Origin of the sequence: Streptomyces sp. NRRL S-340, assembly GCF_000720185.1 — a bacterium.
GTDB lineage: Bacteria > Actinomycetota > Actinomycetes > Streptomycetales > Streptomycetaceae > Streptomyces.
Genome location: NZ_JOIY01000027.1, coordinates 59,594 through 86,105 on the forward strand (window position 1 = coordinate 59,594; position 26,512 = coordinate 86,105).

The 26,512-nt window shown below is 73.6% G+C and carries 24 protein-coding genes and 1 pseudogene; 8 read left to right on the top strand and 17 right to left on the bottom strand.

The window, feature by feature from the left end; all coding sequences use genetic code 11:
• Positions 1-8: 8 nt before the first annotated feature.
• Complete coding sequence (locus IG64_RS21370) at positions 9-1,277, top strand: SAV2148 family HEPN domain-containing protein (RefSeq protein WP_078884124.1); 1,269 nt, start codon at positions 9-11, stop codon at positions 1,275-1,277.
• A gap of 96 nt (positions 1,278-1,373) precedes the next feature.
• Positions 1,374-2,096, top strand: a complete 723-nt coding sequence (locus IG64_RS21375; protein WP_037858614.1) for a 3'-5' exonuclease — start codon at positions 1,374-1,376, stop codon at positions 2,094-2,096.
• Positions 2,097-2,144: 48 nt separating this feature from the next.
• Here IG64_RS21375 and IG64_RS21380 read toward each other — a convergent pair whose 3' ends face one another.
• On the bottom strand, positions 2,145-3,011 hold the full coding sequence (locus IG64_RS21380) for a phosphotransferase enzyme family protein (RefSeq protein WP_037858615.1): 867 nt from the start codon (positions 3,009-3,011) through the stop codon (positions 2,145-2,147).
• A 148-nt stretch (positions 3,012-3,159) separates the two neighbouring features.
• Between IG64_RS21380 and IG64_RS21385 the strand changes: the two genes are divergently transcribed.
• From IG64_RS21385 to IG64_RS21405, 5 genes and pseudogenes are all read left to right on the top strand, one after another.
• Positions 3,160-4,095 (top strand): carbohydrate ABC transporter permease, encoded by a 936-nt coding sequence (locus IG64_RS21385; protein ID WP_037858620.1) that lies wholly within the window; start codon positions 3,160-3,162, stop codon positions 4,093-4,095.
• The gene (locus IG64_RS21390) at positions 4,092-4,925 is read left to right on the top strand and encodes a carbohydrate ABC transporter permease (RefSeq protein WP_037858623.1); all 834 of its coding nucleotides are present in this window, start codon (positions 4,092-4,094) and stop codon (positions 4,923-4,925) included. Before IG64_RS21385 ends, IG64_RS21390 begins: the two co-directional genes overlap by 4 nt.
• Positions 4,925-6,208 carry an ABC transporter substrate-binding protein gene (locus IG64_RS21395; protein ID WP_037858625.1) on the top strand — a complete coding sequence of 428 codons (1,284 nt, stop codon included), beginning with the start codon at positions 4,925-4,927 and terminating at the stop codon, positions 6,206-6,208. Before IG64_RS21390 ends, IG64_RS21395 begins: the two co-directional genes overlap by 1 nt.
• A pseudogene (gene mgt / locus IG64_RS21400) lies at positions 6,205-7,468 on the top strand (macrolide-inactivating glycosyltransferase). Before IG64_RS21395 ends, mgt begins: the two are co-directional and overlap by 4 nt.
• Before the next feature lie 203 nt (positions 7,469-7,671).
• Positions 7,672-8,220, top strand: coding sequence for a DUF1697 domain-containing protein (locus tag IG64_RS21405; protein WP_037858628.1), 549 nt, complete (start codon positions 7,672-7,674; stop codon positions 8,218-8,220).
• On the opposite strand, the gene IG64_RS21410 is transcribed toward IG64_RS21405, so the two are convergent.
• Positions 8,192-9,061: a transglutaminase-like domain-containing protein gene (locus IG64_RS21410; RefSeq protein ID WP_037858630.1), complete on the bottom strand. Its 870-nt coding sequence runs from the start codon at positions 9,059-9,061 to the stop codon at positions 8,192-8,194. The genes IG64_RS21405 and IG64_RS21410 overlap by 29 nt on opposite strands.
• A gap of 34 nt (positions 9,062-9,095) precedes the next feature.
• Positions 9,096-9,959 (bottom strand): aldo/keto reductase, encoded by an 864-nt coding sequence (locus IG64_RS21415; protein ID WP_037858632.1) that lies wholly within the window; start codon positions 9,957-9,959, stop codon positions 9,096-9,098.
• A 266-nt stretch (positions 9,960-10,225) separates the two neighbouring features.
• Between IG64_RS21415 and IG64_RS21420 the strand changes: the two genes are divergently transcribed.
• Positions 10,226-10,864 (top strand): DsbA family protein, encoded by a 639-nt coding sequence (locus IG64_RS21420; protein WP_037858634.1) that lies wholly within the window; start codon positions 10,226-10,228, stop codon positions 10,862-10,864.
• 34 nt (positions 10,865-10,898) lie between these two features.
• On the opposite strand, the gene IG64_RS21425 is transcribed toward IG64_RS21420, so the two are convergent.
• The 14 genes from IG64_RS21425 to IG64_RS21495 all read right to left on the bottom strand — a co-directional run bounded on the left by IG64_RS21425 (position 10,899) and on the right by IG64_RS21495 (position 26,354).
• Positions 10,899-11,639, bottom strand: a complete 741-nt coding sequence (locus IG64_RS21425; RefSeq protein WP_107474314.1) for a sirohydrochlorin chelatase — start codon at positions 11,637-11,639, stop codon at positions 10,899-10,901.
• Positions 11,640-11,645: 6 nt separating this feature from the next.
• The gene (locus tag IG64_RS21430; protein ID WP_037858636.1) at positions 11,646-12,557 is read right to left on the bottom strand and encodes an ABC transporter permease; all 912 of its coding nucleotides are present in this window, start codon (positions 12,555-12,557) and stop codon (positions 11,646-11,648) included.
• On the bottom strand, positions 12,544-13,326 hold the full coding sequence (locus tag IG64_RS21435; RefSeq protein WP_037858638.1) for an ABC transporter ATP-binding protein: 783 nt from the start codon (positions 13,324-13,326) through the stop codon (positions 12,544-12,546). Before IG64_RS21435 ends, IG64_RS21430 begins: the two co-directional genes overlap by 14 nt.
• Before the next feature lie 36 nt (positions 13,327-13,362).
• Complete coding sequence (locus IG64_RS21440; RefSeq protein WP_037858639.1) at positions 13,363-14,475, bottom strand: aliphatic sulfonate ABC transporter substrate-binding protein; 1,113 nt, start codon at positions 14,473-14,475, stop codon at positions 13,363-13,365.
• Positions 14,476-14,701: 226 nt separating this feature from the next.
• Positions 14,702-16,057, bottom strand: coding sequence for a sulfate adenylyltransferase subunit 1 (locus IG64_RS21450; protein WP_037858641.1), 1,356 nt, complete (start codon positions 16,055-16,057; stop codon positions 14,702-14,704).
• 2 nt (positions 16,058-16,059) lie between these two features.
• Positions 16,060-16,998, bottom strand: a complete 939-nt coding sequence (gene cysD, locus IG64_RS21455; RefSeq protein ID WP_037858642.1) for a sulfate adenylyltransferase subunit CysD — start codon at positions 16,996-16,998, stop codon at positions 16,060-16,062.
• Positions 16,995-17,531 carry an adenylyl-sulfate kinase gene (cysC, locus tag IG64_RS21460; protein WP_037858644.1) on the bottom strand — a complete coding sequence of 179 codons (537 nt, stop codon included), beginning with the start codon at positions 17,529-17,531 and terminating at the stop codon, positions 16,995-16,997. Before cysC ends, cysD begins: the two co-directional genes overlap by 4 nt.
• Positions 17,532-17,557: 26 nt before the next feature.
• On the bottom strand, positions 17,558-18,268 hold the full coding sequence (locus tag IG64_RS21465) for a phosphoadenylyl-sulfate reductase (RefSeq protein ID WP_037858646.1): 711 nt from the start codon (positions 18,266-18,268) through the stop codon (positions 17,558-17,560).
• Entirely contained in the window at positions 18,265-18,450 is a 186-nt protein-coding gene (locus tag IG64_RS21470; RefSeq protein WP_037858647.1) for a hypothetical protein, read from the bottom strand. Before IG64_RS21470 ends, IG64_RS21465 begins: the two co-directional genes overlap by 4 nt.
• The gene (locus tag IG64_RS21475) at positions 18,447-20,141 is read right to left on the bottom strand and encodes a nitrite/sulfite reductase (RefSeq protein ID WP_037858648.1); all 1,695 of its coding nucleotides are present in this window, start codon (positions 20,139-20,141) and stop codon (positions 18,447-18,449) included. The genes IG64_RS21470 and IG64_RS21475 overlap by 4 nt, the downstream gene beginning before the upstream one ends.
• Positions 20,142-20,682: 541 nt before the next feature.
• A complete protein-coding gene (locus tag IG64_RS21480; RefSeq protein ID WP_037858649.1) occupies positions 20,683-21,255 on the bottom strand; it encodes a GNAT family N-acetyltransferase in 573 nt (190 codons plus the stop codon).
• 126 nt (positions 21,256-21,381) lie between these two features.
• On the bottom strand, positions 21,382-22,830 hold the full coding sequence (locus IG64_RS21485) for a hypothetical protein (protein ID WP_037858651.1): 1,449 nt from the start codon (positions 22,828-22,830) through the stop codon (positions 21,382-21,384).
• 198 nt (positions 22,831-23,028) lie between these two features.
• On the bottom strand, positions 23,029-24,318 hold the full coding sequence (locus IG64_RS21490) for a GAF domain-containing protein (RefSeq protein WP_037858652.1): 1,290 nt from the start codon (positions 24,316-24,318) through the stop codon (positions 23,029-23,031).
• A gap of 395 nt (positions 24,319-24,713) precedes the next feature.
• Positions 24,714-26,354: an acyl-CoA dehydrogenase family protein gene (locus IG64_RS21495; protein WP_037858654.1), complete on the bottom strand. Its 1,641-nt coding sequence runs from the start codon at positions 26,352-26,354 to the stop codon at positions 24,714-24,716.
• Positions 26,355-26,512: the final 158 nt, after the last annotated feature.

Sequence of the window (26,512 nt, forward strand, 5' to 3'; positions counted from 1 at the left end):
GGACGGGGATGCTCGGGGGAGCGGAAGGCGGTGCACGGGTGGGCTCGGGAGGCCTGGAGCTTCCCCCTGGTGACGAGGGTCACGAGGGGAACTCCGCAGACGTCCCGCCCGGCGCGGTGTCCCTGGCCCGGCCGATGGACGCGGGTGCCATCGGCCCGGAGCTGGACTGGGACGCCGACGCCTGGCACGAGGTGCGCACCCGCGCCCAGCGGGCCGGCCGGGCCTACATCTGGCTGAACCTCGTCGAACAGCGGCTGCGCGCCGTCGTCTCCGCCGTGCTGCGCCCCGTCTACGAACCCGTGCACGGCGACGACTGGGTGGTCGCCGCCGCCGGACCGGCCGGACAGGAGTGGGTGCAGCGCGCCGTCGCGGTCCGCGAGGTCAGCCGCCGCAAGGGCTACCTGCTCGACCCGGCCGACGACAACGTCATCAGCTTCCTCACCCTGCCCCAGCTGCGCGAGCTGATGGTGCAGCACTGGCCCTGCTTCGAGCCCTACCTCGACGAACGCCGCGACGTCGAACTCGCCCTCGACGAGCTGGAGGTCACCCGCAACGTCGTCTCGCGCAACCGGGCCCTGTCCGAGGCCGTCCTGAACCAGGCCGAGCGCGCCTCCGCGCGCCTGCTGGAGATCCTCGGCGCCGGCGGCGACGTGCCCTCCGCCCGGCGGCTGCCGGTCGACGCGGTCGAGGACCTGGTCGGTGACCGCTACGCGGACGTGGTCGCCGTGCACCCGGACCGGGTGCGGCTGCTGCGCCAGTTCCCGGCCGAGGACATCTTCGGCGGCGCGCGCCGCCTGGACGCCATCGGCATCGGCCTGAACCTGCTGGTGCAGAACTTCTCCGGCCGCCGCCTGGTGCGCCTGGCCGAGTCCGGCTGCCGGGTGCGGCTGCTGTTCCTGAACCCCGCCTCCAGCGCGGTGAAGCGGCGTGAGCGGGAGCTGGGGCTCAAGCGCGGCGAGCTGAGCCGGACGGTGGAGATGAGCATCCTGCACATGCGCCGCGTCCGCTCCCGGCTGCGCGACCCGGACGCCTTCGAGATCCAGGTCTACGACGAGACGCCGCGCCTGACCGCCTACCTGGTCGACGGCGACGGCTCCGACGGCATCGCGGTCGTCCAGTCCCACCTGCGGCGCAGCCGGGGCATGGAGGCGCCGGTGTTCGTCCTGCGCAACGGGAACAAGGTGGTCAAGTCGGGCGAGATGGACGAAGGCGGACTCTTCTCCGTCTACCGCGAGGAGTTCGAGCTGATGTGGGCTGATTCGCGCCCTGTGTCCTGAGATGCCGTCGGCAGCGGAACGCGGCCCCCGGATTGTCAGTGGCGCATGCGAAGGTGGGAGCCACTGGGGGAAGCACCACCGAGAAGGGGGGCCGCCATGGGCTGGCACCGGGAGCTGCTGATCGGGTTCGACCTGGAGACGACCGGGACGGACCCGCACGAGGCGCGCATCGTCACGGGCGCCGTGATCGAGGTCAGGGCGGGCGAGCCGCTGGGCCGCCGGGAGTGGCTGGCCGACCCCGGCGTCCCGATCCCCGAGGACGCCGTCGCCGTGCACGGGATCAGCAACGAGCGGGCCGCCGCCGAGGGCCGCCCCGCCGACCGGGTGGCGGACGCGCTGGCGGACGTGCTCACCGGCTACTGGAAGACGGGCGTGCCCGTGGTCGCGTACAACGCGGCCTTCGACCTCACCCTGCTCGCCGCCGAACTGCGCAGACACGGGCTGCCGTCGCTGAGCGACCGCCTGGGCGGCGCCGAGCCGGGCCCCGTCGTCGACCCGTACACCATCGACCGCTTCGTCGAGCGCTACCGGCGCGGCAAGCGCACCCTCCAGGCGGTGTGCACGGAGTACGGCATCGTCCTCGACTCCGCCCACGACGCGGCGGCCGACGCGCTGGCGGCGGCCCGGCTGGCCGCCGCGATAGCCGACCGCCACCCCAAGGTCGCGGCCCTCGGCCCGGCGGAGCTGCACCGCCGCCAGATCGAGTGGTACGCCGCCTGGGCGGCGGACTTCCAGGACTTCCTGCGCCGCAAGGGCGACCCGGCCGCCGTGGTCGAGGGCACCTGGCCGCTGCGGGATCCGGCGGACGAGACGGTCTGAGGACGGCCGCCCGGGCGGCGAGGGGGAGGAGAGCGGGAGCGGAGCCGCTCAGAAGGGGTACCAGCGCACCGTCTCGTCGCCGTCCCGCAGGGACGCCACCCGGCGTTCGAACTCGGCCAGCGCCTTCGGGTTGCTCGGTGCGTGCTGGGCGACCCAGGCGCAACTGGCCGTCTCGCGGGCGCCGCGCAGCACCGAGCAGCCCGCCCACTCCCGCACGTCCCAGCCGTAGACCGAGGTGAAGGCGTCGTAGGCCTCGGCGGGCAGGCCGTAGCGGTCCCGGGACAGGGCCAGCACCACCAGGTCGTGCTCGCGCAGGTCGGCGGAGAAGGTCTCCAGGTCGACCAGGACCGGCCCGTCCGGGCCGATGTGCACGTTGCGGGGCAGCGCGTCCCCATGGATCGGGCCCGGCGGCAGGTGCGGGGTGAGGGCGGCGGCGGCCGCCGCGAAACCGTCGCGGCGCTCGCGCAGGTACGCCGCGTCCGCCGGGTCGATCGCGTCGCCGGCCAGCCGCAGCCAGCGCTCCACGCCGCCCAGCAGTTCGCGGGGCGGCAGGGGGAAGGAGGGGGAGGGCAGCGCATGGACGAGACGGAGCAGTTCGGCGAGGTCGCGCGGTTCGGCCGGGCGGACCGCGTCGGGCAGCCGGTGCCACACGGTCACCGGGTGGCCCTCGACGAGCAGCGCCTCGGGCGCGGCCGCCCGCACGGCCGGCACACCGGCCCGTGCCAGCCAGCCCGCGATGTCCAGCTCCCGGCGCGCGCGGTCCAGGAGCTCGGCGTCGCGGCCCACCTTGACCACCAGGTCACCGGCGGCGAACACGGCGTTCTCGCCCAGCGCCAGCAGCCGTGCCTGCCGCGCCGCCGGGCCCGGCACCGCCCGCACCGCCGCCAGCACCTCGCGCGCCCGTGCCTCGTCCATCGTCCGCCTCCCTGTCCGCCGGATTCCCGCCTTGCATCGGCCAGTCTCGCATTCGCACAGGTGGGGGCGTTTGCGCGGTGTCTTGACGGACCGCGGCGCGTTCACGACCATGACCAGGCCCGTCCGAGCCGCGCAGAGGGTGGATCACGTGACATCGCTGACCGAGGTGAGGAGACCGGCGCGCCGCGCGTCCGGTCCGGGCCTGCCCCGGCGCGGTCACGACCCCGGCGCCTGGTTCCTGGTGCTGCCCGCGCTCGTCCCCATCCTGCTCCTCAGCGTCGGCCCGCTCCTGTACGGCGTCCTGCTCGCGTTCACCGACGCGCAGTCGGGGCGGACGGACCCCACGCGGTGGACCGGCGTCCTCAACTTCCAGGACCTCGCGCACGACACGCTGTTCTGGCAGTCGTTCCGGATCGGTCTGGTGTGGGCCGTCGCGGTGACCGTGCCGCAGTTCCTGCTCGCGCTCGGTCTCGCCCTGCTGCTCGACCAGAACCTGCGGCTGCGCCGGCTGGCCCGGGCGCTGGCCGTCATCCCCTGGGCGATGCCCGAGGTCGTCGTCGGCATCATGTGGCGGCTCGTCTACAACCCGGACGCCGGCATCCTCAACGAGACCCTGCGCGACCTCGGCCTCGGGGACGGCCGCGACTGGCTCAGCTCCCTGGCCACCGCCCTGCCCGCCGTGGTGGTCGTCGGCGTGTGGGCGGGGATGCCGCAGACCACGGTCGCCCTGCTCGCCGGACTCCAGAACACCCCGCGCGAACTGCACGAGGCCGCCGCGGTGGACGGCGCCGGGGCCTGGCGCCGCTTCCGCGCGGTCACCTGGCCCGCTCTCAGACCGGTCGCCCTCGCCGTCACGGCACTCAACCTGATCTGGAACTTCAACTCCTTCGCCCTCGTCTACGTGCTGACGGGCGGCGGCCCCGGCGGCCGGACCCGGCTGCCCACGCTCTTCGCCTACGAGGAGGCCTTCCGATACGGCCAGTTCGGGTACGCGGCGGCGATGGGCTGCGTCCTGGTCGCCGTCGTCTCGGTCCTGCTGGCCGTCTTCCTCGCCGGCCGGCTCCGCGGAGGTGACCCGGCGTGAGGACGTCGACCCGCGCCCGCGCGGGCCAGTACGCAGCCCTGCTCGCCTACCTCCTCTTCCTGGCCTTCCCGCTGCTCTGGCTCCTGTCCACGGCGTTCAAACCACCGCGCGAACTGGCGGACCTGCACCCCACCTGGATCCCCCGCCACCCCACCCTCGGCAACTTCCGGCAGGCCTTCGGCGAACAGCCGCTGCTGCACGCGGCCCTCAACTCCCTGCTGGCCGCCCTGGGGGCCGCGGTGATCGCCGTGCTGATCGGCACGCCGATGGCGTACGTCATGGCCCGGCGCCGCTCCTGGCTCACCCGGGCGGCCACCGGATGGGTCGTGGTCAGCCAGGCCTTCCCCTTCGTCCTGCTGATCATCCCGCTCTTCCTGGTGCTGAGGAACCTCCGGCTGATCGACTCCCTCGCCGGGCTGGTGCTGGTCTACGTGGTCTGGTCGCTGCCGTTCGCGCTGTGGATGCTCACCGGCTACGTCCGCGCCGTGCCGGCCGAACTGGAGGAGGCGGCGGCCGTCGACGGCGCCGGCCGGCTGCGGACGCTGGTCTCGGTGACGGCACCGCTGCTCGCACCGGGGATCGTGGCGACCGCCCTGTTCGCGTTCGTCACCGCGTGGAACGAGTTCTTCTTCGCGCTGGTGCTGCTCAAGACACCGGGGAGACAGACCCTGCCGGTCGTCCTCACCCACTTCATCGGGGCCGAGGGCGTCGCCGACCTCGGCCCGCTCGCGGCGGCGGCCTTCCTGGCCACGCTGCCCTCGCTGCTGGTCTTCGCCCTCATCCAGCGGCGGATCACGGGCGGCATGCTCACCGGGGCGGTGAAGAGCTGATGCGCGGCCGGAGCCTGCGGGTCCTCGCCCTCGTCCTCACCGTCCTGCTCGCCGGCTGCTCGGGCGGCGGGGCCGGCGGGGGTGGCCGGATCACCCTGCGCTTCCAGTCCCTGGCGTGGCAGCAGGAGTCCGTGGCCGCCACCCGGGCACTGGTGCGGGAGTGGAACGCCGCGCACCCCGGCATACGGGTCGAGTACGTCCAGGGCAGCTGGGACAGCGTCCACGACCAGTTGCTGACCTCCTTCGAGGGGGGCGAGGCACCGGACGTCATCCACGACGCCTCCGACGACCTCGCCGACTTCGCCTACGGCGGCTACCTCGCCGACCTCACCCCTCTGCTGTCCGGGCGGCTGAAGTCCGGCATCCCGCAGCACAGTTGGGAGACGACGACGTTCGGGGACGGCGTCTACGGCGTGCCGTTCCTCCAGGAGCCGCGGGTGCTGATCGCCAACACGCGGCTGCTGGAGGAATCGGGCGTGCGGATCCCCACACCGGAGCGCCCCTGGAGCTGGGAGGAGTTCCGGCAGGTGAGCCGGCGGCTGAGCGGCCCGGGCAGGTACGGGGTGGCCTGGCCGCTGAAGGAACCCGTCTCCGCCACGCTCAACCTGTCCCTGTCCGCCGGCGGGCGCCTGTTCCACCGCGGCCCCGACGGCCGGGTCACCGTCCGGTTCGAGGACGCCGACCAGGTGGTGCCACGCACCGTCCACGACCAGGTCGCCACCGACCGCAGCGCCTCCCCCTCCACCCTGGGCAGCGGCGGCTCCGACACCCTCCCGGGGTTCTTCGCCGGCAAGTACGCCATGGTGCCGCTCGGCTTCTCCTACCGGCAGCAGATCCGGCAGCAGGCGCCGAAGGGGTTCCGGTGGCAGGTGCTGCCCGCCCCGGCCGGAGCCGGCGGACTCACCCAGGGGGTCAGCCCGCAGACCCTGTCCATCGCCGAGGACAGCCCGCACAAGAAGGAGGCCGCCGCGTTCCTCGACTTCCTCCTCCAGCCGGACAGCATGGTGCGCCTCGCCCTCGGCGACTGGATGCTGCCCACCGGCACCCGGGCACTGGCGGACCCCGCCCTGCACACGACCCGCTACGGCTGGGCCACGGGCACGGCCCTCGCCGCCCGCCTGCGCGGCGCCCCCGCGCAGTCCGTACGGGGCTACCCCGAGTGGAAGGACAAGGTGGCCACCCCGGCGTTCCAGGAGTACTACAGCGGCGCGATCGGCCTGGACGCACTGCGCGAACGGCTGGAGAAGGACGGCAACCTCGTCCTGGCCCGCTACCAGCGCTGAAAAAGGCGTTGTACGAGACGTCTCGTCTCGCCTAGGGTCGGGTGCATGACCGCTCCCGCCCACATCGCCATGTTCTCCACCGCCTTGCACGGCCACGTCAACCCCAGCCTGGAGGTGATCCGCGAACTCGTCGCACGAGGACACCGGGTGACGTACGCGATCCCGCCGCTGTTCGCCGAGAAGGTCGCCGAGACCGGCGCCGAAGTCAAACCGTGGAACAGCACCCTGCCCGGACCCGACGCCGATCCGGAGGCCTGGGGGACGACACTGCTGGACAACGTCGAACCGTTCCTCGCCGACGCCGTCCAGGCACTCCCGCAGCTCGTCGAGGCCTACAAGGGCGACGAGCCCGACCTGGTGCTGCACGACATCACCTCCTACCCGGCCCGCGTCCTCGGCCACCGCTGGGGCGTGCCCGTCGTCTCCCTCTCACCGAACCTGGTCGCCTGGAAGGGGTACGAACAGGAGATCGCCGAGCCGATGTGGAAGGAGCCGCTGAAGACCGAACGGGGCCAGGCCTACTACGCCCGGTTCCGCGCCTGGCTGGAGGAGAACGGCATCACCGAGCACCCCGACGTGTTCACCGGCCACCCGGCCCGCTCCCTGGTGCTGATCCCCAAGGCGCTCCAGCCGAACGCCGACCGGGTGGACGAGACGGTCTACACCTTCGTCGGCGCCTGCCAGGGCGACCGCGGCGCCGAGGGCGACTGGCAGCGGCCGGCCGGCGCCGAGAAGGTGGCCCTCGTCTCGCTCGGGTCCTCCTTCACCAAGCGGCCCGGGTTCTACCGGGCCTGCGTGGAGGCGTTCGGCGGGCTGTCCGGCTGGCACCTGGTGCTCCAGATCGGCAAGCACGTCGACCCCGCCGAGCTGGGCGACCTGCCCGCGAACGTGGAAGTCCACTCGTGGGTGCCGCAGTTGACGGTCCTGCGCCAGGCCGACCTGTTCGTCACGCACGCGGGGGCCGGCGGCAGCCAGGAGGGCCTGGCGACCGCGACTCCGATGATCGCCGTCCCGCAGGCCGTCGACCAGTTCGGCAACGCGGACATGCTCCAGGGGCTCGGCGTGGCCCGGCGCCTGGACACCGAGGAGGCCACCGCCGAGGCGCTGCGCACCGCCGCCCTCGCCCTGGTCGACGACCCCGAGGTGGCGCGGCGGCTGGCGGACGTCCAGGCGGGGATGGCCGAGGAGGGCGGCACCCGCCGCGCGGCCGACCTGATCGAGGCGGAACTGGCGGCGTCCCGGACGGCCCGCACGGCCTGACGGAGGCGACGGCCTGACGGTGGTGACGGCCTGACGGTGGCGACGACCGTCCGGTGGCGGCCGGCCGGTCGTGGAGGCAGGCAGGCCGGTGGTGGAGGCCGTCGCGCGACGGCCGGCCGACCGCGGGCGGCGTGACGGCCGGCCGGTGACGGCCGGAGGGCGAAGGCCATGACCGGGGCGGTCCGGCGTTCTAGGGTGGGCGGATGACGACGACGTACGCGGCGCTGCTGCGCGGGATCAACGTGGGCGGCAACAGGAAGCTCCCCATGGCCGGACTGCGCGCGCTGATGCAGGAGACCGGGTACGACGACGTCCGCACCCACCTCCAGAGCGGCCAGGCCGTCTTCACCTGCGGGCACGGTGACGAGGAGTCCCTCGCGGCGGAACTCGCCGCCGCGATCGAGGCGCGGTTCGGCTTCGCGGTGGACGTCATCGTGCGCGACCACGCCTATCTGCGGGCCGTCGCCGAGGCCTGCCCCTTCCCGGCCGCCGCCCTGGAGCCGCGCCAGCTCCACGTCACCTATCTCTCGGCCCCGGCCGACCCGTCCCGTTACGCGGACATCGACCGGGCCGCCCACCTGCCCGAGGAGTTCCGCCTCGGCGACCGCGCGCTCTACCTGTACGCACCCGACGGGCTCGGCCGCTCCCGGCTCGCCGAGCGACTGGCCCGGCGCCCCGTGACCGGCGGCCTGATCGCCACGACCCGGAACTGGAACACGGTGGTCAAGCTGGTGGAGATGACCGCAGACTGACCTCGCGCACACCGGTGTACGTGGTGTGCGAGGTGATCACGTCCGGGACGGTCAGGCGGGGGTCCTCGGCGTACAGCCGCCGCAGCTCCGCCTCCGTGCGGGCGGCGGCGACCTCGTCGAGGAGGGCGAGGTCGTCCCCGGTGAGCGAGGCGTCGTCGGAGATCTCGCGGCCCCAGTAGTCCCAGGGCAGCAGCTCGACGCCGTTCAGCGCGGCCAGGTCGCGCAGCACCCCGCCGCCGACGAACCACAGCCCCGCGATCCCCTCCAGGCCGATCACACCGAACCGCCGCGGGTCCGCCCGCCCTGCCCGGCAGGCCCGCCAGGCGTCGGCGGCCACGACGAAACGGTCGCGCGGCACGTCCATCGGGTCGAAGTCCAGGCCCTCGTAGGTGTGGTGGAGCTGAGGGTCGGCGAGCCGCCAGTCTCCCCGCGGCGTGCGGAACTCGGTGACCCAGTGGTCGGCGTGGGCGCCGTCCTCGAAATAGGTCGCGAAGCCGCAGCGGACGCGGGCGGGCGTCCCCGTGGCGCGCAACAGCGAGCAGTGCAGCAGGGCGAAGTCGCGGCAGGTGCCCACGAACCGCACCTCGGGCGGCCGGGGCACGGTCAGCGGGGTACCGGCGCGTTCACGCAGGAGCCGCAGCATCTCGCGGACGTACCGCGACTCGGCGTCCTGGTGCAGCCGGTCCTGGGGGATCGCGTAGCCGAAGCGTCCGCCCTCGACCCGGTGGATGATCAGGTCCCGCACGATCCCCGCGAGCCGGCCGGGATCGTCCGGCAGCCCGCTGACGTCGAGGTCCCCCGGATCGCTGTACGGCGTCTGTTTCCCGTGGAAGTCGTCCATGCCCGCGACCCTCCGCCTTGCCCCAGGGGAAAGGTCAAGCGGGGACGTCACCGGGCCGGGCCAGGGCGTCGAGCCGGGCCAGCTCGGCGTCCGCCAGCCGCACACCGGTCGCGTCCAGGTTCTCCTCCAGGTGGGCGAGGGTGCCCGTGCCCGGGGTCGGGCAGAGCACGGGGGAGTGGTGCAGCAGCCAGGCCAGGGCGATCTGCGCCGGCGTCGCCCCGTGCCCGGCGGCGATCCGCGCGCACGCCGGATGCCCCGCCAGCTCGCCGTTGCCCAGCGGGAACCACGGCAGGAACGCGATGCCGCGCTCCTCGCACAGCCGCAGCAGCGGCTCGGAGGCGCGGTCCAGCAGGTGGTAGCGGTTCTGTACGGAGACCACCTCCACCAGTTCCAGCGCGGCGGCGAGCTGCCCGGCCGTGACGGTGTCCAGGCCGATGTGCCGGATCTTCCCCTCCGTCCGCAACTCCTCCAGCGCGCCCAGCTGCTCGGCCATCGGGACGGCCGGGTCCAGCCGGTGCAACTGGTACAGGTCGATCCGCTCGCGCCGCAGCCGGCGCAGGCTCGCCTCGCACATCGCCCGCAGCGAGGCCGGCCGCCCGTCCACGTGCCAGGCGTCGTCGCCGGTACGGACCACCCCGCCCTTCGTGGCGACGACGACCCCCTCCGGGTAGGGGTGCAGTGCCTCGGCCACCAGCTCCTCGGCGAGCGACGGACCGTAGTTGTCGGCCGTGTCGATCAGGGTCACCCCGCGCTCCACCGCCCGCCGCAGCACCGCCACCGCCTCCCGGGGATCACCGCGCGGGCCCCAGTAGCCGGGGCCGGTGAGCTGGGCGGTGCCGTAGCCGAGACGGCGGACGGGCAGGCCGCCGCCGAGCGTGAAGGTCTGCCGGTACTGCACATGCGCTCCTTGGTCTGCGGTGGCCCCGGTCCACGGGGCCGCGGGGACCGCGGGTCTGCGGGGCTCGGGGGTTTCCGGGTCTCTGGGACGCGGGACGCCCGACGGGAGGTGGCCGGCGCGGGGGAGGCTCCCCCCGTGCGCTCCCTCATCATCGGGGCAGGTGCGGCCGGTGGCGCCGCCGGGGGGCGGGAGGGGAGAAGTGGATCAGGAAAACAGCCGCTGATTGGGTCGTGATCGTGCCCCAATGGGGCACTAGCGTCCAGGGCATGACCCGTACACGTACCGATCCGGACCCCGCGGCCCCCGCCCGGGTCGACTTCTTCTTCGACCCCGCCTGCCCCTTCGCCTGGATCACCTCCCGCTGGCTGCTGGAGGTCGAGCGGGAGCGCCCGCTCGACCTCCGCTTCCGCGTGATGAGCCTGTTCCTGCACAACACCGGCAACGAACTGCCCGACTGGTACCGCGACCTGGTCGACAGGTCGACCGGCCCGGTGCGGGTCGCCGTGGCCGCCGCCGAGCGGTACGGCGAGAAGGTGCTGCGCGACCTGTACACCGCCTTCGGCACCCGCATCCACGAGCGGAAGGAGACGGACTTCGACGCGGTCGTCGCGGGCGCCCTCGCCGAACTCGGCCTGGCCGCCGAGCTGGCCGGCGCGGCCCACGACCCGGCGTACGACGACGCCGTGCGCCGCAGCCACGAGGCCGGCGCCGAACCGGAGTCGGGCGGCTACGTGGGGACGCCGACCCTGCACGTGGACGGGACGGTGTGGTTCGGGCCGGTCCTGCGGGCCGTCCCGCGGGGCGCCGAGGCGGCCCGGCTGTTCGACAGCTTCCGGGTACTGGCCGCGCACCCCGACCTCTTCGAACTCAAACGCACCCGCACCGGAACCCTCCGCTTCGACTGAACGGCCCCCGGCCCGGCCGCCGCGCAGCGGCCGGTCAGGCGCCGAGGGCCGTGACCCGCGGCAGCCGCGCGGCGTCGTAGCGCTCCAGCAGCACCCGCGCCACCTCCGGCGCCGCGCCGAGCACATCGGCGACCACGTCCGCACCGGCCGCGCCCCGCACGATACGGTCCGGCAGGAACCCGGGCGCCAGGACGTACGGGGCGACCGCCACCCGCGCGCAGCCCAGCTCCCGCAGCTCCCGCACCGCGTCCTCGGTGCGGGGAAGGGACGCGGAGGCGAACGCAGGCCGCACGGCGCACCAACCGGTACGCCACCACTCCCGCGCGATGTCGGCGATCACCGCGATCGCCTCCGGGTCGGAGGACCCCGCCGAGGCCAGGACGACCCCGGTCGAGGACTTGCCGGCGGGCCCGAGGCCCGCCTCGTACAGCCGGCGTTCCAGGGCCGCCGTCAGCAGCGGCGAGGGCCCCAGCACACCGGCCTGCCGGATCCGCAGCCCCGGCGGTGCCTGACGCAGCACCGCCGGGATGTCCGCCTTCGCGTGGAAGGCACGCGTCAGCAGCAGTGGCAGCGCCACCACGTCCCGGACCCCGTCGGCCGCCAGGGACTCCAGCACCCCCGGCACGGAGGGCACGTTGAAGTCCAGGAAGCCGGTCTCCACCCGCAGCTGCGGGCGCGCGGCCCGCACCCGCCGGACCAGGGCGTGCACGGTCGCGGCGTGCCGCGGATCGCGGCTGCCGTGGGCGACGACCAGGAGGACGGGGTGCAGGGACACGGGCGTTCAGCTCTTCACGAAGAGGCCGCGGCTGCGCAGCACCCACCGCTCCAGCGGACTGAAGATCAGCAGGTCGATGGCGATGCCGACGAACAGGATGAGGACGATGGCCTGGAACACCATGGACATCGAGCTGGCGTTGCGGCCGTTCTCCAGCAGCGCGCCGAGGCCGATGCCCAGGTCGGGCGAGGAGGCGATGATCTCCGCGGCCATCAGCGACCGCCAGGAGAAGGCCCAGCCCTGCTTCAGACCGGCGAGGTAGCCGGGCAGCGCGGCCGGCAGCACGATGTGCCAGGCGCCCCGCAGGCCGGTCGCGCCCATCGTGCGGCCCGCCCGCAGGAACAGCGGCGGCACCTGGTCGACGCCGGAGACCAGGCCGTTGGCGATGGACGGGACCGCGCCGAGCAGGATCACCGCGTACATCATCGAGTTGTCCAGGCCCAGCCAGATCACCGCCGGCGGCACCCACGCCACCGACGGCAGCGACTGGAGCCCCGACAGCACCGGACCGATGGCCGCCCGCACGAACTTCACCCGGGCCACCAGCAGACCCAGCGGCGTGCCGATGGCCAGCGCGAACAGGAAGCCCAGCAGACCGCGCGAGACGGACGTCCAGATGAAGCCGAGGAGCGTGCCCTGCAGCCAGGCGTCCTTGAACTCGCCGCCCACGTCGGCCGGTGAGGGCAGCTTCGCCGGGTCGTCGACCACGTGGAAGGTGATCAGCCCCTGCCACAGCAGCAGGACCACCACCACGGCCGTGATCGGCGGCAGGATCTTGTCCACGAAGGTCTTGCGCAGCGGCGTACGGCCGCCCTGGGGGAGCTCCAGGGCGTCCAGCCCGGCCTCCACACCGCCCAGGCCCAAGTCCTGGCCGGCCGGTTCGGCGTCCCGCGCCGGCGTCGTCTCAGTGCTGGCCATGGCGGCGGATCTCCCCACGCAGTACTTCGGTGATCTCCAGGGACAGTTCCGCGACGGGAGCGTCCTCGATGCGGCGCGGCTGCGGGATGTCCACCGACCACTGACGGGCCACCCGGCCCGGCCGGGAGGACAGCAGGACCACGCGCTGCGCGAGCCGGACCGCCTCGCGCACGTTGTGCGTCACGAACAGCACGGAGACGCCCGTCTCCTGCCAGATGCGGGTCAGCTCGTCGTGCAGGACGTCACGGGTGATGGCGTCGAGCGCGGCGAACGGCTCGTCCATCAGCAGCAGGTTGCTCTCCTGGGCGAGCGCGCGGGCCATCGCCACGCGCTGGCGCATACCGCCCGACAGCTCGTGCACGCGCTTGCCGTACGCGCCGCCCAGCCGGACCAGTTCGAGCAGCTCCTCGGCCCTGCCGCGCCGGTCCTGCTTCGCCACGCCCCGCAGCCGCAGGGCGAGTTCGATGTTCTTGCCCGCGCTCAGCCACGGGAACAGGGCGTGTTCCTGGAACATGAGCGCGGGGCGGCCGTCCGTGGTGATGGAACCGGCGCTCGGCCGGTCCAGGCCGGCCACCAGGTTCAGCAGCGTGGACTTGCCGCACCCCGAGGCCCCCAGGAGGGTGACGAACTCGCCCGGCGCGACATCGAGACTGATGTCGTCCAGGACGAGTTGCTGCCCGCCCGGAGCCGCGAAGGACTTCGAGACGTTCTCGAGGCGTGCCGCGTGCTCGACGGCCTCGGGGGCCTTGGCGAGTGTGGTCGTGGCCATGGTCGTCACCTCCTGGGAACTCTTCGGCTACGGGCTCTACCGGGCGCCGAGACCGGCGTCGCTGACAGTGGGCCGGCCCTGCGCCTTCAGGACCTTGTTCAGGAGGGACAGATCGTAGATGCCGTCCAGCCTGGGCTGCTGGAGCAGACCGGCCTTGACGGCGTGCGCGGCCTCCGTGTTCAAGGTGGCGGCCAGCGGGTCGTCGGTGATCCGGATGGACTTCCACGCCGGGTCGAGGACCTCGGCCGGCAGGGCCTTGCCGGAGTCCGCCGCGAGCTGCGCGTTGGCGGCCGCCTTCGCCTGGTCCGGGTGGGCGTTGATCCACTGGTTGGTCTCGACGGACGCCTTCAGGACGGCCTCGACCGCCTTGGGGTGCGCCTCGAGGAACTTCTGCGACACGATGACGTTCGTGATGACGAACTTCCGGTCCGGCCACAGCGTGGACTCGTCGAGGAGCACCTTGGCGCCCTCGGCGACCAGCTTGGACGCGGTCGGTTCCGGCACCCAGGCGCCGTCGATCGAGCCGGACTTGTAGGCGTCCGGGGTGACCTTGTTGTCGGTGCGGACCACCGACACGTCGCCCTTGCCGCTCTGGGCGTCGACCTTCCAGCCCTGCTCGGCGATCCAGTTGAGGAACGCCACGTCCTGCGTGTTGCCCAGCTGCGGGGTGGCGATCTTCCTGCCCTTGACGTCCTTCAGGGACTTGATCTTCGCCGGGTTCACCACGAGCTTGACCCCGCCGGACGCCGAACCGCCGATGATCCGCAGGTTCTTGCCGTCCGACTTGGTGTAGCCGTTGATCGCGGGGGACGGGCCGATCCAGCCGATGTCGAGGGAGCCGGAGTTCAGGGCCTCGATCTCCGACGGACCGGCGTTGAACACCTGGTACTTGGCCCTGGTCGCCCCCAGTGCCTTCTGGAAGAAGCCCTTCTGCACGCCGACCAGGGCGGTCGCGTGGGTGATGTTGCCGAAGTAGCCGATCTTGACGGAGTCCAGTCCGTCGGTCTTGCGGGCGCCGGCGGCGATCTTCTGGCCGGCGGGGTCGTCCTTGGCGTTCGAGCCGTAACCGCACGCGGCGAGCGTCAGCAGCGGCAGCGCGGTGAGCGCGGCGAGGCCGCGGCGCAGGGCGGTGGAGCGGATGGCAGGCACGGGAGGTGTTCCTCTCGTTGGCCCGGCGGTCACGGTCTCTCAGGTCGTGGCCGGGAGGTCGGCAGGTCTTCGTCTACTGCGGAGGCGGGGGGTGAGGGCGCGCATGCGGTGCGCGTACGTCAGCGCACACATCGGGCCACCCCGCCCTGTCCGCTGCCGAGGGCGCCGCTGCCGACCCGGCCGCCCTCCTTGGCGAACATCGAGTAGAAATCGCAGGAGTTCATGGTCAGAAGTCCCAGCCGTCCTCGTCGGCGGCGTCCGTGACCGGGTCCGGCGCGGCGAACGACTCGCCGACCATGCCCGCGGTCAGCGTAGTGCCGTCGGAGGGGTCGATCAGGATGAAGGAGCCGGTGCGGCGCGAGTCCGCGTAGGAGTCGACCGGCAGCGGCTCGGCGGTCCGGATCTTCACCCGGCCGATGTCGTTGGCGGCGAGCTGCCCGGGGTGCGGGTGCAGGGACAGGTCGTCCAGGGTGAGCCGGGACGGGATGTCCTTGACGATCGCCTTGACCGTGCGGGTGCCGTGCTTGAGCAGGACCCGGTGGCCGACGGTCAGCGGGGCGTCGGCGACGTGGCAGACGGTCGCCTCGACGTCCTGGGTGGTGGCCGGCGCGTCCTTGCTCGGCACGATCAGGTCGCCGCGCGAGACGTCGATGTCGTCCTCCAGCAGCACGGTCACCGACTGCGTCGTCCACGCCGCGTCGACCGGCACGCCGAGCAGGTCGATCCCGGAGATCCGCGAGGTGCGGCCGGAGGGCAGCACGGTGACCTCCTCGCCGACGCGGAACGAACCCGCGGCGATCTGACCGGCGTAGCCCCGGTAGTCCGGGTGCTCGGCGGTGCGCGGGCGGATCACGTACTGCACGGGCAGCCGGGCGTGGCAGTGCGCCAGGTCGTGGCTGACCGGGACCGTCTCCAGGTGCTCCAGGACGGTCGGGCCGCCGTACCAGTCCATCACCGAGGACGGCTCCACCACGTTGTCACCGGCGAGCGCCGAGATGGGGATCGCGGTGACCTCCGGGACGCCCAGCTCGGTGGCGTACGCCGTGAACTCCTCGGCGATCGCCGCGAACACCGGCTCCCGGTACTCGACCAGGTCCATCTTGTTGACGGCGAGGACCACGTGCGGGACGCGCAGCAGGGCGGCGATGGCGGCGTGCCGGCGCGTCTGCTCGACGACGCCGTTGCGGGCGTCGACCAGGATCACCGTCAGCTCGGCGGTGGAGGCGCCGGTGACCATGTTCCGCGTGTACTGCACATGGCCGGGCGTGTCGGCCAGGATGAACCGGCGGCGTGCGGTGGCGAAGTAGCGGTAGGCCACGTCGATGGTGATGCCCTGCTCGCGCTCGGCCCGCAGGCCGTCGGTGAGCAGCGCCAGGTCGGGGGCGTCCTGGCCGCGGCCTGCGGAGGCGCGCTCCACGGCCTCCAGCTGGTCGGTGAGGACCGACTTGGAGTCGTGCAGCAGCCGGCCGACGAGGGTGGACTTGCCGTCGTCGACGGACCCGGCGGTGGCGAACCGCAGCAGCGTCGTCTCCGGCAGCTGCTCGACCGACAGCGGCTCGGTGGGTTCGGTGATGCTGGTCATGGTTAGAAGTACCCCTCGCGCTTGCGGTCTTCCATCGCGGCCTCGGAGAGCTTGTCGTCGGCGCGGGTGGCACCGCGTTCGGTGAGCCGGGAGGCGGCGATCTCCGTGATCACCTTCTCGATGGTGTCGGCGTCCGAGTCGACCGCTCCGGTGCAGGACATGTCGCCGACGGTGCGGTAGCGGACCTGCCGCTTCTCCACCCGCTCGCCGTCCTTGGGGCCGCCCCACTCGCCGGCGGTCAGCCACATGCCGCTCCGGGAGAAGACCTCACGCTCGTGCGCGAAGTAGATCGCCGGCAGCTCGATGCCCTCGCGGGCGATGTACTGCCACACGTCCAGCTCGGTCCAGTTGGACAGCGGGAAGACGCGGACGTGCTCGCCGGGCGCGTGCCGGCCGTTGTACAGGTTCCACAGCTCGGGGCGCTGGCGGCGCGGGTCCCACTGGGAGAACTCGTCGCGCAGCGAGAACACCCGCTCCTTGGCGCGGGCCTTCTCCTCGTCGCGGCGTCCGCCGCCGAAGACCGCGTCGAACCGCTCCGCCTGGATCTTCTCGGTGAGCGGCAGCGTCTGCAGCGGGTTGCGGGTGCCGTCCGCGCGTTCCTTGAGCACGCCCCGGTCGATGTAGTCCTGCACGGAGGCGACGTGAAGGCGCAGCCCGTGCCGCTCGACCGTGCGGTCCCGGTACTCCAGCACCTCGGGGAAGTTGTGCCCGGTGTCCACGTGCAGCAGCGCGAACGGCACCGGCGCGGGCGCGAACGCCTTCAGCGCCAGGTGGAGCATGAGGATCGAGTCCTTGCCCCCGGAGAAAAGGATCACCGGGTTCTCGAACTCGCCCGCCACCTCGCGGAAGATGTGCACCGCCTCGGACTCCAGCGCGTCCAGGTGGGAGAGCGCGTACGGCCCCGCCGTGCCCTCCTCGGCCTCGGTGACGGTCGTCGTCATGCCAGTCCCCTTTCGCTGAGCAGGGCGTACACCGACGCCGCGGACTCCTGCACGCTCTGGTGCTGCGACTCGATCCGCAGGTCGGGCCTCTCGGGCTCCTCGTAGGGGTCGTCGACGCCCGTGAGACCGGTCAGCTCGCCCGCGGCCTGCTTGGCGTACAGGCCCTTCACGTCGCGCACCGAGCACACCTCGACCGGGGTGGCGACGTGCACCTCGACGTAGGCCGTGCCGTGCTGCGCGTGCCGCTTGCGGACCGCGTCCCGGCTGTCCGCGTACGGCGCGATCACCGGGACCAGCGCGAGGACACCGTTGCGGGCGAGCAGTTCGGCGACGAAGCCGATCCGCTGCACGTTGGTGTGCCGGTCCTCGCGGCTGAAACCGAGGCCCGCCGAGATGAACTCGCGGATCTCGTCGCCGTCGAGCACCTCGACGCGGTGGCCCTCCTCGCGGAGCCGGCCCGCCAGCTCGTGCGCGATGGTGGTCTTGCCGGCGCTCGGCAGACCCGTGAGCCAGACGGTGGCTCCGGTCGTCACGTGGTTCTCCTGTATGTGTGTCATGGTCAGCCGTGCAGCCCGCACTCGGTCTTGGCGCGGCCCGCCCAGCGGCCGGCCCGCGCGTCCTCGCCCTCCAGCAGGCGCCGGGTGCAGGGCGCGCAGCCCACGGAGCCGTAGCCGTCCATCAGCAGCGGGTTGGTCAGGACGCCGTGTTCGCTGACGTAGGCGTCCACGTCGTCCTGGCTCCAGCGGGCGATGGGGGAGATCTTGACCTTCTGCCGCTTCTCGTCCCAGCCGACCACCGGCGTGCCGGCCCGGGTCGGTGACTCGTCGCGGCGCAGCCCGGTGGCCCACGCCTGGTAGCCGGTGAGGCCCTCCTGGAGCGGGCGCACCTTGCGCAGCGCGCAGCACAGGTCGGGGTCGCGGTCGTGCAGCCTCGGACCGTACTCGGCGTCCTGCTCGGCGACCGTCTGCCTCGGGGTGAGGGTGATGACGTTGACGTCCATCACGGCCTCGACCGCGTCGCGGGTGCCGATGGTCTCCGGGAAGTGGTAGCCGGTGTCGAGGAACACCACGTCCACGCCGGGCATCGCCCGGGAGGCGAGGTGGGCGACCACCGCGTCCTCCATCGACGAGGTCACGCAGAACCGCTTGCCGAAGGTGTCGGCCGCCCACCGGAGGATCTCCAGCGCGGAGGACTCCTCCAGGTCACGGCCGGCCTGCTCGGCCAGCGTCTTCAACTCCTCGGCGGAACGCTCCTGCTGAGTGGCCGTCACGTCTGCTCGTTCCCTCCGTCGTCGGCGGTCCGCTGGATCCCGCGGGCCAGCAGCCCGAGGAACTTCAGCTGGAAGCCGCGGTTGCACGCCGCGCATTCCCAGGCCCCGTGGGTCTGCTCACCCGGGCGCAGGTCCTCCTCGCCGCAGTAGGGGCAGTAGAAGGGCGCCGCGCGCTCGCTCACGACAGCGCCTCCTCGGAGGCCCGGGCCGCCCAGGCGGCGAAGCGCTCGCCGTCCTCGCGCTCCGCCTGGAAGCGCTTGAGGAGCCGCTCGATGTAGTCGGGCAGCTCGGCGGAGGTCACCTTCAGACCGCGGACCTTGCGGCCGAAGGACGGCTCCAGGCCGAGGGCGCCGCCCAGGTGGACCTGGTAGCCGCCGACCTGGTTGCCGTCGGCGTCGGTGACCAGCTGGCCCTTGAGACCGATGTCCGCGGTCTGGATGCGGGCGCAGGCGTTCGGGCAGCCGTTGATGTTGATGGTGACCGGCTCCTCGAAGCCGGGCAGCCGGCGCTCGAGTTCGTCGATGAGGTCGCTGCCGCGGTCCTTGGTCTCGACGATGGCGAGCTTGCAGAACTCGATGCCCGTGCAGGCCATCGTGCCGCGCCGGAACGGGGAGGGGCTGACCCGCAGGTCCAGCGCCTCCAGGCCGTCGACCAGCGAGTCGACCCGGTCTCCGGGCACGTCCAGGACGATCATCTTCTGCTCGACGGTGGTGGAGACCCGGCCCGAGCCGTGCTCCTCGGCCAGCGCGGCGACCTTGGTGAGCAGGGAGCCGTCCATCCGGCCCACGCGCGGGGCGAAACCGACGTAGAACCGGCCGTCCTTCTGCCGGTGCACGCCGATGTGGTCGCGCCACGCCTGCGCGGGCATCTCGGGCGCGGGACCGTCGATCAGCTTGCGGTGCAGGTACTCGTCCTCCAGTACCTGGCGGAACTTCTCCGCGCCCCAGTCGGCGACCAGGAACTTCAGCCGGGCCCGGTTGCGCAGCCGCCGGTAGCCGTAGTCCCGGAAGATCGAGGTGACGCCCTCCCAGACGTCGGGCACCTCGGCCTCCGGCACCCAGGCGCCCAGCCGCACGCCGAACCGGGGGTTGGTGGACAGACCGCCGCCGACCCACAGGTCGAAGCCGGGGCCGTGCTCGGGGTGGACCACGCCGACGAAGGAGATGTCGTTGATCTCGTGCGCCACGTCCAGGAGCGGCGAGCCGGAGACGGCCGTCTTGAACTTGCGCGGCAGGTTGGAGAAGCGCGGGTCGCCGATGTAGCGGCGGGCGATCTCGTCCAGTGCGGCCGAGCCGTCGATGATCTCGTCCTCGGCGACGCCCGCGACCGGGGAGCCGAGCATGCCGCGCGGGCAGTCGCCGCACGCCTCGGTGGTGGACAGGCCGACCGACTCCAGGCGCTCCCAGATGGCGGGCACGTCCTCGATGCGCACCCAGTGGAACTGGATGTTCTGCCGGTCGGTGATGTCCGCGGTGCCCCGCGCGTAGGTCTCGGAGACCTCGCCGATCGCCCGCAGTTGCTCGGTGGTGAGCCGTCCGCCCGTGATGCGGACGCGCATCATGAAGTACTCGTCCTCCAGCTCCTCGGGCTCCAGCAGGCCGGTGCGCCCGCCGTCGATCCCGGGACGGCGCTGGGTGTACAGGCCCCACCAGCGGAAACGTCCCCGCAGGTCATTGGGGTCGATCGCGTGGAAACCGCGCTTGGAGTAGATCGTCTCAATGCGTGTCCGCACATTGAGACCGTCGTCGTCCTTCTTGAGCTGCTCGTTGCCGTTGAGCGGGGTCAGGTGCCCCACGGCCCACTGTCCCTCGCCACGGTGACGGCTCACCTTGCGGCGGGGCGCGGCGGAGTTCTGCGAAGAGGCGGCGGCCATGGTCGATACGTCCTTCGGGACAGCGGGGTATGCGGCTCTGACCTGCGCGGATGCGGGCGCACGGGCAGACAGGCAGGCGGGCGCGTCGTTGCGCGGGAAGGGGAGGGAGAAGATCCGGTGGTGCTGTGCCGGCGGCCGCTCAGGCCACCGCGGGCGAGTCAGCTCGCCGGACAGATGGCGCTGGACATGCGGCCGTGGTCGACGTGCCGTCGGCTCACCAAGGCGGTTCCAGTTCCAGGCATGACCGCAGAGTGGCACGGAGATCTGGACACAGTCCACCTTTGTCCAGACTGCGGACACCCTTGTCCCGAGATGCGGGACAAGGTGTCGGCGGTCACATACGGGAAAGCGATTGCCCCCTGTACGGGCCAGGCCGGGGCGCGGGGCGGATCGCGCCGGGAGGGCGCGGGCGGATCCGCCCGGGAAGGCGCCCGGCAGCGGTCAGGTGGGGACGGGCGCGGGCGGATCCGGTCGGGGGGAAAGCGCCGGTGGATCGGGCCGGTGGGGCGTCGGGCGGGTCAGGCCGGGAAGCGCCCGCGGATCAGGCCGGGAAGGCGCCGGGCCAAGGACCCGGAGCGGCCACCTCCGCCTCCTCCTCGACCTTGGTGTCGAACAGCTTGAAACCGCGGCGCTGGTAGTTGTCCATCGCGTGCTCGCCGTCCTTGCTGCACGTGTGCAGCCACACCCGCTTCGTCGGCGCGAGCCCCGGCCAGCGGTCGGCCAGGTCCCAGGCGCGGGCGGCGCCGTGGGACAGCAGGTGGCCGCCGATCCGACGGCCGCGGAAGGCGGGGATCAGCCCGAAGTAGACGATCTCGACCACCCCGTCGTCCTGCGCCTCCAGTTCGACGTAGCCCGCCGGAGTGCCCCGGTCGTACGCCACCCAGGTCTCGACGCCCGCACGCTCCAGGTACGCCCGCCACCGGGCGTGCGTCCAGCCGAGCCGGTCCGTCCAGCGGATGTCGCCGCCCACCGACGCGTACAGGAACCGGCTGAACTCGGGCGAGGGCACCTCGGAACGGACGACCCGGACGTCCCCCTCGGGCGCGGTGGCCGGCAGGAGGTCGGTCGGGGCGGTCTGCTCCAGGGACCAGGTGGTCACGGCGATGTTCGTCATGCCGGCCAGGGAATCATCCGGCCGGGGTCCGTGTCGATCGACAGGGGCTGCCCGGGCGCCGGGGGAGGGGCCCGGTGCGGGGCCGGCGACCCTCGTCCGGGTCGGGCCGGACCCGGACGACAGGGCCTAGTGCAGTTCGTGTTCGACGGCGGACAGGGGCACCGCGAACAGGGTGCGGCCGGAGACGGACCACAGCTCGCCGGTCCCGGGCTCGTAGGACAGGGAGCCGGCGCCGTCGCCCCAGCAGCGGTGCGTGTCGCCCGACGCCCCGCACTCCGTCGCCTCGGCGCCGTGCTCGTCCTGCCGCCACAGCGTGCCGTGCCCGCCCCGCTTGCCCGCCGTGCGGCCCAGGTACCAGTCGGTGTGGCCCGAGGGGCCCGTGCGGTGCGCGAACACGCCCCGCACGCCGTTCGCGTCGGTCTCGTACGCCTCGGCCGCGCCCACCGTCCCGGCGGAGTCGGCGGCCAGCAGCCCGGCGCGGGCCGGGTCCGTACTGAAGGGGTAGCGCCACAGACGGGTGTGGCGGTCGCCGTCCGCCGCCGCCGTCTGACTCGCGACCAGGCTGTCCGGCGTCGAACTGTCGTCCAGGGAGAGGCCCGTGGGGCAGGGAGGGGCGGAACCCTCCCGGCCCGGTGCGCCGGACCCGTACCCGCCGCCGGAGACGGACATACGTGCTGAAGCGGACGCCGTGCCCGGGCCGCTCCCGGCCCCGCCCGTGCCGTCCGGGCCCGCCGTGCGGTCGCAGCCGCCCGCGGCCGGGCGGTAGGAGGCGACCGCCGGGAGGACCCAGCGGTAACCGTGCGCCGACCAGCCGCCCGGCACCCGGCCGACCGCGTCGGCGGTGACGGTGGCCCGCTGGATGCGGCGCAGGTCGTAGACGTACAGTGCGTCCCGCTCGGCACCGGAGGTGGTGACCAGCAGTTTGTCCTGGTACCGGACCATGCCCGTGACGCGCGACGCGAGCGCGCGGTAGTCACGCCCGCCGTCGACCGGCACGGCGAGCAGCGCCCAGGTGTAGGTGAGGCGGGCCGGGTCGTCGGCGTCGACGAAGGCCACCCGGGCCAGCCGCCCGCGGCCGGTGCCGTCGCCGCGGTGGGTCCAGCCGGAGAGGATCACCCGGTGCGTGCCCCACCGGCCGGTGCCCGACGCGTCGCCCGCGGCGGCCACCGACTGCGGCCGCCACTCGCCGGTGGCGGCGTCCTCGGTGTCCCAGCAGTACGCGCGCGTGGCCGCCGGTTCGACGGGCAGGGCCTTCTTCTCCTCGTCCGTGCAGTCGGCGGCGTCGCGCAGGCTGCGGTCGGCGGCGCCGAGCACCGTACCGGCGTCGACCGGCCGGCCCATCGCCGCGGCGAGCCGGTCGAGGGACGCGGCGGGCACGGGCTGCTCGGTGAGCCGCAGTCCGGCCAGTTCGGTGGCCGAGGTGAGTGGTCGCAGGGCGCCCGGGTCGTCGGTGACCGTGGCCTGCGAGGCGCTGATCAAGGTGGCGGTGGCGGTCAGCGCGAGGCCGGCTCCGGCCAGGACCGCGCGCAGCGCCCTGCCCCGTCTGCGCCGGCGGTGTCGCCCGCGTTGCTTCATCCAACCCCCCTTGTTCCAGGGCTCGGTCCGCCTCCGGGACGCCCGCCGGCCGGGCGGGCCAACTGCGCCGCGGGTTCCCAGCGTTGAGCAAGGAGCGGATGGGGCGACCCACAGTGATGCTACGGCAGTCCGGCGCGCCGTACGCCGAAGACCCCGCAAACTCGCGCGAGATACGGGACGGCGGCACGGCGGGCCCCTTCAGGGCACCGTGGACGCCGCCCGCCCCCGGCGCACCGACGGCGCCGTCGACTGCGGCAGCAGATCGCGGGGATCGTCCGGGAGCAGCAGCCGGACCCCGGCGTCCTCACGGAAGCGGTACGGACGGTGTTCGAGCAGCGCGCCCAGGTACCGCCGTACCCGGGACATCTCCGCCCGGACGGTGACCGTGCGGGCCGGATCCGCGAACACCTCCCCGGCCAGTTCCGCCGCGCTGCGGCCGGTCCGGTGCACGGCCAGCAGGCAGAGCAGTTCCGCGTGGCGCGGGCTCAGTTCGCGCGTCCAGCTGCCGGCGCCGCCCGAGACCGTGAGCGACCAGCGGTGCGGGCGGGACAGGTCGAGCACGATGTGCGCCTCACCGTGCGGGGCCGCTTCCTCGCCGGCCCGCAGCAGCCAGCCGTCCGCCAGCGGCTCCAGCGAGCACGGTCCGATCGGCGGCAGCCAACGGGGGCCGGGAACGGGCGACTTGGGCAGGGTGATCCGCGCGGTGTACGGCATCCCGGTCACCGCCGCCGTCCAGCCGTCGCGGTCCACCACCGCCGCCCGGCCGCCCAGCCGGGCCAGCACCGGAGCGGCCACCGCGCGCAGCCGCTCCAGCGAGGACAGGTGCAGCTCGCGCAGCCGGGCCTCGGCCAGCTTGGCCACCGAGTCCACCCAGGCCAGCGTCGCCGGGTGCACGGTCTCCAGCGGGCCGCTGACGTCCACCACCCCGATCAGCCGGCCGTCGCGCGGGTCGGTGACGGGCGCCCCGGTGCACGTCCAGGTGGTGTGCGAGCGCACGAAGTGCTCCGAGGCGAAGACCTGCACGGGCCGGCGCACCACCGCCGCGGTGCCGACCCCGTTGGTGCCGACGACGTCCTCGCGCCAGTCGGCGCCGAGTTCGAAGCCGAGGCCGTCCGCCTTGCGCAGCACCGACGGGTGCCCCTCGCGCCACAGCACCCGACCGTCCTCGTCGGCGACCACCATGATGTGCTGCGCCGCGTCCGCGAACGACAGCAGGCCCTCGCGCAGCACCGGCAGCACGTGCCGCAGCGCGGAGGTCTCCCGCCGCCGCTCCACCTCGTCGCGGGGCAGCAGCCCGGAGCGGAAGTCGTGGTCGGGATCGACGCCGCTGCGCAGCATCCGCTCCCAGGACCGGCCTATCACCGGCCGCGGGGCCACGCGGGTGGGGCGGCCGGCGAGCGTCCGGGAACGGACCTCGCTGAGCAGCCGTGCCGCCCCCGCCGCGTCGACGGCGGCGAGCCGTGTCACGTCCACCGGCGCCTGTGCCACTGGATCCTCCCGCCAGAAGGGGCCGCCGGCACCCGGATCCCCCGGGGGCCGCGGGCACGCGCCGGCGCCCTGCCCCGCTCTCGCCCGGCCGTTCACCGGCCGTCGGCCACTGTCCGGTTCATAGTGCCGTCCGCCGCCGCCGCAGGGGACGGCTCCGGCCATCCGCGAGGCCGGTTGCAACCCCCCGCAACCCTGGTGAACCCGGCCGCGCTGCCCGAGACTTGTCCTGTGCCGCCCCGCGCGGCGTCCGCGGCCTGCGACGGGCCTGCGGCGGAGGTGGTGCCGTGTCGGCGCGGCACCACCCCCGCGGGGTGTCCGAAAAGCATCGCCCGGCACCGCCGGACCCCGGGCGCCGGGCCGCCCCTGACGGCCGGGCCCGGCCACGGTCCGCCGCGTCAGGACACCGGACGGGCGCGTTCCACCAGCGCCGCCAGGTCCAGGGTGTGCGGGAGTGTGCCGAAGGCGGCGCCGTGGTCCCCGCCCAGCCGGGAGGCGCAGAAGACGTCGGCGACCTCGGGGGGCGCGTACCGCACCAGCAGCGAACCCTGCAGGACCAGCGCCAGCCGCTCCACCAGACGGCGGGCGCGGGCCTCGATGCCCTCCAGGTCGGCGAATTCGGTCAGCAGGGACTTGATCGCGGCGTCCAGCCGGTGGTCGGCGCCGCGCGCCGACCCCACCTCCCGCAGGAAGGCGTCCAGTGCCTGCGGCTCGCGGCGCAGCGCCCGCAGCACGTCGAGGGCCTGGACGTTGCCCGCGCCCTCCCAGACGGAGTTGAGCGGCGACTCCCGCACCAGCCGGGGCAGCCCGGACTCCTCGACGTACCCGTTGCCGCCCAGGCACTCCGCGGCCTCCACCACGAGGGGCGCGCACCGCTTGGTCACCCAGTACTTCGCGGCCGGCACCGCGATCCGCAGCAGCGCCCGCTCCTGCTCGCCGCCGTCGTCCCAGGCCGCCGCGAGCCGCAGCACCAGTGCGGTCGCCGCCTCCGACTCCAGCGCCAGGTCGGCCAGGACGTTGCGCATCAGCGGTTTGCCGGCCAGCGGTCCGCCGAACGCCTCCCGGTGGGTGCAGTGGTGCACCGCCTGCGCCACCGCCTGCCGCATCAGGCCGGCCGAGCCGACCGCGCAGTCCAGCCGGGTCGCCGCGACCATCTCGATGATGGTGCGCACCCCGCGCCCCTCCTCGCCGACCCGGCGCGCCCACGTCCCGTCGAACTCGACCTCCGCCGAGGCGTTCGAACGGTTGCCCAGCTTGTCCTTCAGCCGCTGGAGCAGGAACACGTTCCGCGTGCCGTCGGCGAGCACGCGCGGGACGAGGAAGCAGGTCAGACCGCCCGGGGCCTGCGCCAGCACGAGGAAGCCGTCCGACATGGGGGCCGAGCAGAACCACTTGTGCCCGGTCAGCTCGTACGTGCCGTCCTCGGCCAGCGGACGCGCCGACGTGGTGTTCGCCCGTACATCGCTGCCGCCCTGCTTCTCCGTCATGCCCATCCCGAGCAGGGCGCCGGCCTTCAGGCGGGCGGGCCGCAGCTCGCGGTCGTAGACCGTCGAGGTCAGGCGCGGCTCCCACTCGGCCGCCAGCTCCGGGTCGGCGCGCAGCGCGGGGACCGCCGCGTGGGTCATCGACAGCGGGCAGCCGTTGCCCGCCTCGACCTGGGTCCACACCAGGAAGGCCGCCGCCCGCCGCACATGTCCGGCCGGGCGCGTCCAGGCGGCGGTCAGGCCGGCCGAGACGCCCTTGCCGAGCAGCCGGTGCCAGGCCGGGTGGAAGTCCACTTCGTCGACGCGGTGGCCGTAGCGGTCGTGGGTGCGCAGCCGGGGCGGGTTCTCGTTCGCCTGCGCCCCCCACTCCTGGAGCTGGGCGGAGCCGGCGGCCCGGCCGAGCGCGGACAGCTCGCCGCGGACCTCGTCGAGCAGACCGGAGCCCGGTCCGACATGCCGTTCGACCGCCTCGGTCAGCGCCCGGTCGGCGGCGAAGACGTCGTACCCGGTCAGCGGGGGGACCTGGTTGGTGACGGAGTGAGTGCGGGCTGCCATGGCACGGAACCTACCCGCGCCGCGCCCCCTGCCACCACACCGGCGGGATCTCCGTCCCGGGCCGGGGGCGGGGCGGGGGCGGCCGTCCGGCCGGGGCGGTCCGCGCCCGGGGCGGCGGTACGCGCCGGGTGCGGCGGTGGCGTCCGGCGCGGTGATCC

Excerpts from the sequence above, each read along its gene's own strand:
- IG64_RS21370 (WP_078884124.1), top strand. The coding sequence starts at position 9 with ATGCTCGGGGGAGCGGAAGGCGGTGCACGGGTGGGCTCGGGAGGCCTG.
- IG64_RS21375 (WP_037858614.1), top strand. The coding sequence starts at position 1,374 with ATGGGCTGGCACCGGGAGCTGCTGATCGGGTTCGACCTGGAGACGACC.
- IG64_RS21380 (WP_037858615.1), bottom strand. The coding sequence starts at position 3,011 with ATGGACGAGGCACGGGCGCGCGAGGTGCTGGCGGCGGTGCGGGCGGTG.
- IG64_RS21395 (WP_037858625.1), top strand. The coding sequence starts at position 4,925 with ATGCGCGGCCGGAGCCTGCGGGTCCTCGCCCTCGTCCTCACCGTCCTG.
- IG64_RS21405 (WP_037858628.1), top strand. The coding sequence starts at position 7,672 with ATGACGACGACGTACGCGGCGCTGCTGCGCGGGATCAACGTGGGCGGC.
- IG64_RS21410 (WP_037858630.1), bottom strand. The coding sequence starts at position 9,061 with ATGGACGACTTCCACGGGAAACAGACGCCGTACAGCGATCCGGGGGAC.
- IG64_RS21420 (WP_037858634.1), top strand. The coding sequence starts at position 10,226 with ATGACCCGTACACGTACCGATCCGGACCCCGCGGCCCCCGCCCGGGTC.
- IG64_RS21430 (WP_037858636.1), bottom strand. The coding sequence starts at position 12,557 with ATGGCCAGCACTGAGACGACGCCGGCGCGGGACGCCGAACCGGCCGGC.
- IG64_RS21435 (WP_037858638.1), bottom strand. The coding sequence starts at position 13,326 with ATGGCCACGACCACACTCGCCAAGGCCCCCGAGGCCGTCGAGCACGCG.
- IG64_RS21450 (WP_037858641.1), bottom strand. The coding sequence starts at position 16,057 with ATGACCAGCATCACCGAACCCACCGAGCCGCTGTCGGTCGAGCAGCTG.
- cysD (WP_037858642.1), bottom strand. The coding sequence starts at position 16,998 with ATGACGACGACCGTCACCGAGGCCGAGGAGGGCACGGCGGGGCCGTAC.
- IG64_RS21475 (WP_037858648.1), bottom strand. The coding sequence starts at position 20,141 with ATGGCCGCCGCCTCTTCGCAGAACTCCGCCGCGCCCCGCCGCAAGGTG.
- IG64_RS21480 (WP_037858649.1), bottom strand. The coding sequence starts at position 21,255 with ATGACGAACATCGCCGTGACCACCTGGTCCCTGGAGCAGACCGCCCCG.
- IG64_RS21485 (WP_037858651.1), bottom strand. The coding sequence starts at position 22,830 with ATGAAGCAACGCGGGCGACACCGCCGGCGCAGACGGGGCAGGGCGCTG.
- IG64_RS21495 (WP_037858654.1), bottom strand. The coding sequence starts at position 26,354 with ATGGCAGCCCGCACTCACTCCGTCACCAACCAGGTCCCCCCGCTGACC.